At 75.6% G+C, this 6682-nt stretch carries 5 protein-coding genes; 1 reads left to right on the forward strand and 4 read right to left on the reverse strand.

Annotation, left to right across the window (positions count from 1 at the left end; genetic code table 11):
- Nucleotides 1–8: 8 nt before the first annotated feature.
- On the reverse strand, nt 9–2171 hold the full coding sequence (locus tag ACSBPG_RS30320; protein WP_435540992.1) for a putative bifunctional diguanylate cyclase/phosphodiesterase: 2163 nt from the start codon (nt 2169–2171) through the stop codon (nt 9–11).
- Nucleotides 2172–2298: 127 nt separating this feature from the next.
- On the reverse strand, nt 2299–3204 hold the full coding sequence (locus tag ACSBPG_RS30325; protein ID WP_435540993.1) for an MBL fold metallo-hydrolase: 906 nt from the start codon (nt 3202–3204) through the stop codon (nt 2299–2301).
- Nucleotides 3205–3398: 194 nt separating this feature from the next.
- Here ACSBPG_RS30325 and ACSBPG_RS30330 point away from each other — a divergent pair, with 194 nt between their 5' ends.
- Nucleotides 3399–5402, forward strand: a complete 2004-nt coding sequence (locus tag ACSBPG_RS30330; protein WP_435540994.1) for a tetratricopeptide repeat protein — start codon at nt 3399–3401, stop codon at nt 5400–5402.
- On the opposite strand, the gene ACSBPG_RS30335 is transcribed toward ACSBPG_RS30330, so the two are convergent.
- On the reverse strand, nt 5372–5572 hold the full coding sequence (locus tag ACSBPG_RS30335; protein ID WP_435540995.1) for a hypothetical protein: 201 nt from the start codon (nt 5570–5572) through the stop codon (nt 5372–5374). The genes ACSBPG_RS30330 and ACSBPG_RS30335 overlap by 31 nt on opposite strands.
- A 112-nt stretch (nt 5573–5684) precedes the next feature.
- A partial coding sequence (locus ACSBPG_RS30340) for a calcium-binding protein (protein ID WP_435540996.1) occupies nt 5685–6682 on the reverse strand: 998 nt, incomplete at its 5' end.

The raw sequence follows: 6682 nt of genomic DNA on the forward strand, positions 1-6682 counted from the left end.
CCGGACGCTCAGGCCGGCGCGTCCTGACCGCGGACCAGATCGGCGAGGGCGTCGGCCGGCATCGGCCGGCCGAACAGATAGCCCTGCAGCATGTCGCAGCCGATGCCGCGCAGGAACTCCCGCTGTTCGTCCAGTTCGACCCCCTCGGCGACGGTGGCGAGGCCGAGGCCGTGGGCCATGCCGATGGCGGCGCGCACCAGCGCGGCGTTCTTGGCGTCGTGGGGAAGGCCGATGATGAAGGAGCGGTCGATCTTCAGCTTGGTGACCGGCAGCTGCTGGACGTAGCTGAGCGACGAGTAGCCCGACCCGAAATCGTCGATGGCCACCTGGACGCCGACGCTCGCCAGCTCGTCGAGGATGCGCACCGCGGCCTTGACGTCGTGCACCGCCGCCTGCTCGGTGATCTCCAGGCCGAGCCGCCCGTGCAGGGCGGGGTGCTCCTCCAGCAGTTCGGCCAGGCGGTGCGTGAGGTTGCCGCGCAGGAACTGCTGGCCGGAGATGTTCACGAACACCCGCTCCGGCATGGCTCCCTCGGCCAGCCACGCCGCCATCTGGTCCACGGCCGTGGTCAGCACCCAGTCGGTGATCGGCACGATCAGCCCGCTTTCCTCGGCCACCGGGATGAACTCGCCCGGCGACACGCCCCCCAGCGTGGGATGCGTCCAGCGCAGCAGCGCCTCGGCGCTGACGATCCGGCCGCTGGCCCCGGCGACGATGGGCTGGAAGAGCAGGTGCAGCTCGCCGCGCTCAATGGCGTGGGCGAGATGCACCGTGAGCAGCGCGCGCCGTGCCGCCGCGGCCGCCATCTCCGGCGTGTAGAGGCAGACGGCGTTGCCGCCGCCGTGCTGCGCCGACTGCAGCGCCAGCTTGGCCCGGGCGCTCAGTTCCTCCAGCCCCTCCGCGGGACGGTCGAGCACGGCGGCGCCGACGGACACCCGCAGCCGCACCCAGTGGCGGTCGGCGAAGATGGAGGCGGTGAGCCGGTCGTGCAGGGCCTCCGCCAGCGTGCGCCCGGCGTCGGCCTGCGGCAGCCGCGCCAGCGCCGCGAACTCGTCGGCGGCGACGCGGCCGACGAGGGAGTCGCCGGGCAGCACCTCGGCCATCCGGCCGACCAGCGTCTTCAGGGCGGCGTCGCCGACGTGGAAGCCGAACGCCTCGTTGATGTCGCTGAACTGGTCGACGTCGAGGGCGTACAGGGCGTAGCACGCCCCGCCGTCCGCCGCCGCTCCCAGCACGGCCTCGCACTCCTCCAGGAAGGCGGCGCGCGTCAGCACGCCGGTGAGCGGGTCGTGGCGGGCGAGGTAGGAGGCGCGCTGCTCCGCCGCCAGCCGGTCGGAGATGTCGCGGATGATGCCGACGAACGCCGCCTCGGCGCCCACCTTCGCCTCGCCGACGCTGAGGTGGATCGGGAAGACCGTGCCGTCCTTGCGCCGGCCCAGCGTGTCCCGGCCGATGCCGATGATCTTCGCCCGGTCGGTCTCCCGGTAGACGTCGATGTAGCGGTCGTGGTCGCGCGCGAACGGCGACGGCATGAGAACGGCGACGTTGCGGTCCAGCAACTCGCTTTCGTCGAAGCCGAACAGGGTGCAGCAGGCGCGGTTGACGGAGCGGATGACGCCGCGCCCGTCGGTGATGATGATGCCGTCCACCGCCGCGTCGAGCAGCGCCGCCACGACGGGGTCGCGGCGGGTGTCCAGGCCGGCGGTCCGGCCGCCGCCGACGTCCCGGAGGATGCCGAGGAAGCCGGCCACGGCGCCACCGGCGCCGCGGTGCGGAACGACGGTGCCGGTCAGCCGCACCGGGCCCCGGCCGGCCTCGCCGGCGGCGCCATCGAGGGAGCCGCCGAGGGAGCCGCCGAGGGTGCCGTCCACCGGCTGCGCGCGACCGGTCTCCGCGGCCCGCAGGAACGCCCCGGCGACGGCCGGGGCGGCCTCGCGCAGCAGGGCATCGACGGGGTGCCCCGGCACCGCCGCCGGGTCCAGCCGCAGCAGCGCGGCGAAGCGCGCATCGACATGGCGGCAGCGCAGGTCGGGGCCGGTGTAGACGACGGCGAAGGCGCCTTCGTCCAGGACGCATTCCGCCAGGGAGGCGAGGAAGCGGACACCGCGGGGAAACGGCGCGGCGGACGGCTCCTGCCGTTTCTCGATCTCGGCCGCGCGACTGGTGGACAACGCCGTTCCTGTTCCTGAGGTGTGGGACGACGCCGAGGGCCGCCACCCCGGGGACGCCGGGGCCGGCGATTATGACCGTTCCTCCACCCGTTTTCCAACCATTCTACGCCGACACGGTCCGTGTTCTCTACCGTCGCGGGTCACGGTAGGCGCCGCCGGTTTCGGCCCGCGCCGGCCGCTCCAGATAGATCCCGTGGCGGGGCACGGCGATCCGGTCGAAGTCGCGCGCCAGTCGCTGCAGCGCCGCCCGCATCTCGGCGCCGCGCATCGCCGCGCCGTGGCCGGTGACGACCAGTTCGGGCTCCAGGGCCGCCAGCCGGGCGACGGAGTCCCGGGCCTTGTCCCATTCCACCGTGTAGTACATCGGCGGCCCGTGCATCTCGGCGCGCTGCACCGCCACCGCGTAGGCCGATTCCTGGTCCGTCGTCACGAAGGCGTCGCCGACGATCATCGCCCGGTCGTCCTCCCGCCAGAACGAGACGTGGCCGACGCTGTGCCCCGGCGTGTGGAGCCAGCGCCACCCCGGCATCTCCGCGATCGTCCCGTCCTCCGGCAGGCTGCGCAGCCGGGAGCCGACGTCCACCGGGCCGCGCGGGTAGAGGCGGGCGAGCGCCGCCATGGCGCCGCCGCCCACCGACGGGTCGCCCGGCGGGTAGGCGGCGGTGCCGTCGAGGTAGGGGCGCTCCAGCGGGTGGGCATAGACCGGGGCGTCCCACGCCGCGGCGAGATCCTCCAGCGCGCCGACATGGTCGAAATGGCCGTGCGTCATGACGATGGCCGCCGGCCGCGCGCCCCGGCCGAAGCGCTCGGCCGCGGCGCTCTCGATGAAGCTGCGGGTGCCGGGAATGCCGGCGTCGATCAGCACCCATCCGCGGTCGCCGGCGCCGGGGCGGCCGAGGAACACCACGTTGACGATGCCGAGACGGCGATAGGCGAGGTCGGGCGCGATCTCGTGCGTGTGGTCGTGATGGGCCGCGTCGATCTCGGGAGTGACGGCGCTGCTCTCGGGCGACAGGGGAATCTGCTTGGCCATCGGCGGTCTCTCCCGTGCGCGTGGGATGCGGTGCGCCGGTCCGCCCGGCGCCCTCTGGGGACGATGCGCGGGCGCCGGGGCGTGCAGGCTCAACCGGCGGCCGGGCGGGCGGTTCCGGGCGGGCGCCGCGGGATCGACGGTTGCAAGCGCCGGCCGGCGTCCCATAATCGTCCGCCACCACAGGGACCGTCCGCATGGCCACCGTCCAGGAGGCGCTGAGCATAGCGCTGGACCACCAACTCGCCGGCCGCACCGCCGAAGCGGAGGCGCTGTACGTCCGCATCCTCGACGCCGTGCCGGAGGAGCCGAACGCGCTGCACCTGCTGGGCCTGCTGCACGGCCAGTCGGGCCGCCTCCAGTCGGCCGAGGCGCTGATCGCCAAGGCGGCGGCGCTGCGCCCGGAGGTCGGCGACTACCACGCCAACCACGCCAAGGTGCTGCGCGCCCTCGGTCGCGAGGCGGAGGCGGCGGAGGCCTTCCACGCCGCCCTCGGCAGGCTTCCGGATTCGCCGGAGCTGGCGGCGTCGCTGGCCCTGCTCGACCAGGCCGGCGGCCGTCACGGCCGGGCCGCCGCCGCCGCCCGGCGGCTGCTGTCCCTGCAGCCCGACCTCGGCGAGGGGGCACACCGCCTCGCCCTCTCCCTGCAACCGCTCGGCCGCGCCGCCGAGGCCGCGGCGTGGCTCGACCGCGCCGTCCGCGTGCGCCCGGACAACGCCGAGGCGTGGCACCATCTCGGGCTCGTCCGGATGCAGCTCGGCGATGCCGCGGCCGTCGACGCGCTGCGCGCCGCCGCCCGGCTCGACCCGATGAACCTGCCGGCGCGCCTCGACCTCGGCCGCGCCCTCGGCGAGGCACGCCGACCGGACGCGGAGGCCGCGGCGCTGCGCGGGGCCCTGGCCCTCGCCCCGGCGCTCGCCGCCGCCCTCGACCGGCTCGCCCATCTGCTGGCGGAGGCCGGCGACGGGGCCGCCGCGGCGCGGACCGCCCGCCGCGCCCTGCGCATCGAGCCCGCGGCGACGGCGACGTGGGACCTGCTCGGCCGGATGCTGCGGCGCGCCGGCCGCGCCGCCGAGGCGGTGGCGGCGTTCGACCGCGCCCTGGCCCTCGATCCCGGTCTGGCGGCGGCCCTGGCGAACCGCGCCAACGCGGTCGCCGACCCCGCCCGCATCGGCGAGATCCTGGCCGGCCACGACCGTGCCGAGCGCCTCGCCGCGCACGAGCCCATGGTCCGCTGGAACCGGGCGCTGGCCCTGCTGCTGGCCGGCCGATGCCGGGAGGCGTGGGACGGCTACGAGGCACGCTGGGCCATCCCGAACTTCCCGACCAGGCCGCGCGGGTTCCCGCAGCCGCAGTGGCAGGGCGAGGAGATCGCCGGGCGCACCATCCTCCTGTACGAGGAGCAGGGACGCGGCGACGCCATCCAGTTCGTGCGCTACGCGCCGCTGGTGGCGGCCCGCGGCGCCCGGGTGGTGGTGGAGGTCGGCCGCGACCTGGTGGCCCTGATGCGCACCGTCGCCGGGGTGGCGGAGGTGGTCGCCCAGGGGACGCCCCTGCCCGCCTTCGACGTCCAGTGCCCCCTGCTGAGCCTGCCGCGCGTCTTCGCGACGACGCTCGACACGCTGCCGGCCGCCGTGCCCTATCTCCACGCCGAGCCGCGGCGGGCGGCGGCGTGGCGGCAGCGCCTGGGCGGGACCGCCGAGGACGCGGGCCCGGCGGTCGGCCTGGTGTGGGCCGGCAATCCCGTGTTCCCGGCCGACCGGGCGCGCTCGCCGGGCCTGGCGGCGCTGCGGCCGCTGCTGGCGGTGCCGGGGGTGCGCTTCTACGCCCTCCAGGTCGGAGCGGGCCGCCGCGACCTGGAGGGAGCCGCGCTGCCGCCCGGCTTCACCGACCTCGGCCCGGAGATCGGCGACTTCGCCGACACGGCGGCGATCATGGTCAATCTGGATCTGGTGGTGTCGTCCTGCACCGCGCCGGCCCATCTGGCGGGCGCCCTGGGCGTGCCGGTGTGGGTGCTGCTGTCGCACTGGCCGGACTGGCGCTGGCTGCTGCAGCGCGACGACAGCCCGTGGTATCCCAGCGCCCGCCTGTTCCGCCAGCCCGCCCCGGGCGACTGGGCCGGCGTCAGCGAGGCGGCGGCCCGTGCCCTGGCGGCGCTGCGGGACCGCCGTCAGGCCCGGCGGCGCTCCGTCACCTCGTGAGGGGCGGCGGCCGCGGCGTTCCGGCGCCAGACCTGCGCCCGGACGCGGATCTGGCCGCGGCAGTCCTTGGAACAGTAGAGGGGCGCCGGTCCACGGCGGCTGGCGCGGTGGAACGGGCGCCCGCAGCAGGCGCAATGGAGGGGGCGGTCGGGCGGTGCGGTGCGGCTCATGGCCGGCCTCGATGGTTGGGCGGCGGTGGTCGGGCGGTGGTCGAGGCGGGACCATAGCGCCGCTCTGTTACACCGGAATGTCCGTCCGCCGATTTCCGCCCCGCCCCGCCCGTCAGACGACGGTGTCGGTCCCGCTGTCGTGCAGCAGGACGTTGCCGCCGAGATCGAGATCGCCGGCCAGCACGCCGTCGAGGACGCAGACCGTCGCGAAGCCGCCGGCGCCCGCGCCGTCGGCGTCCACCTGCACCTCGGTGGCGGCGCCGGCCTGGATGAAGGCCAGGTGCTCGGCCGTCAGCTCGGTCCCGGTCGCCGCTTCGAAGGCGGCCCGCACCGCCGACAGGTCGAGGCGGTCCTCGGCAGCGGTGAAGTCGGCGACATGATCGACGCCGGTCCCCGCCTGGCCGATGACGAAGCGGTCGGCGCCGAGGCCGCCGGCCATGGTGTCGGCCCCCATGTTGCCGGCGAGGACGTCGTCGCCCTGGCCGCCGAACAGATGGTCGTCGCCCTGGCCGCCGAACAGCGCGTCGCTGCCGAGGTTGCCGTAGAGCTCGTCGTTGCCGAGGTTGCCGAAGGCGGTGTCGCCGTCCTGGCCGCCGAACACGGCGTCGCCGTCCTGACCGCCGAACAGGACGTCGGCGCCCTGGTTGCCGAACAGCCGGTCGTCGCCCTGGTTGCCGTACAGGACGTCAGCGCCCTCGCCCGCCGACAGCGTGTCCTGCCCGGCCCCGCCGCTCATGACGTCGGCGGCGACGCTGCCGGCGAGATGGTCGGCGCCGTCGGTCGCCGCAGCGCCCGCCGGCTCCGGCGCGGACGGCGTCGATCCCGTGCCGCCCGCCCCCGCGCTGCCCGACGGGGAGCTGCCGGACGAGGAACTGCCCGACGAGGAGTCGCCGGACGAGGAGCTGCCGGACGAGGTGTCCGGACCGGCCGTGTCCGTCGGCTGGGTCGTCGTGTCGGTCGCGTCGTTTTCCGTGGAGCCGCCGCCCGCCGACGAGTTGCCGCCGGAGGACGCGGTGTCGTCCGCGTCCCGGGACATCATGCTCGCCAGGCTGGCCGAGCTGTCGCCGACGCGGACGTTGTCGACGTAGATGGTGCGGCTGTCGGCGCCGG

The sequence above is a fragment of the Azospirillum sp. ST 5-10 genome, from assembly GCF_051225715.1.
Lineage (GTDB): Bacteria > Pseudomonadota > Alphaproteobacteria > Azospirillales > Azospirillaceae > Azospirillum.

Excerpts from the sequence above, each read along its gene's own strand:
- ACSBPG_RS30325 (WP_435540993.1), bottom strand. The coding sequence starts at position 3,204 with ATGGCCAAGCAGATTCCCCTGTCGCCCGAGAGCAGCGCCGTCACTCCC.
- ACSBPG_RS30330 (WP_435540994.1), top strand. The coding sequence starts at position 3,399 with ATGGCCACCGTCCAGGAGGCGCTGAGCATAGCGCTGGACCACCAACTC.
- ACSBPG_RS30335 (WP_435540995.1), bottom strand. The coding sequence starts at position 5,572 with ATGAGCCGCACCGCACCGCCCGACCGCCCCCTCCATTGCGCCTGCTGC.